Genomic DNA, 252 nt, shown 5'->3' on the forward strand with positions numbered 1-252 from the left:
CCGATCTGCTCCGGAGCCATGGACATATCGACCCCGAACTTGGTGGCCAGGACCACGTCGTCGCGGAAGTCCCTGACCGCCTTGCCGACCAGGATCTCGTTGGATCCGGTGCCCCAGCCGTACATCTCGGCGGTGTCGAAGAAGGTGACGCTCAGGTCGTGGGCGCGGCGGAGGGCGGCGACACCGGCCTCCTCGTCGGTGGGTCCGTAGGCCATGGTCAGGCCCATCGCGCCGTAGCCGATCGCCGAGACC

General features: G+C 68.3%; 1 protein-coding gene. It reads right to left on the minus strand.

The window, feature by feature from the left end; genetic code table 11:
* Nucleotides 1-252, minus strand: a 252-nt coding sequence (locus C6N31_RS43095) for an aldo/keto reductase (RefSeq protein ID WP_198359743.1), incomplete at both ends; no start/stop codon positions are given.

Source organism: Streptomyces fildesensis (assembly GCF_016107395.1).
Lineage (GTDB): Bacteria > Actinomycetota > Actinomycetes > Streptomycetales > Streptomycetaceae > Actinacidiphila > Actinacidiphila fildesensis.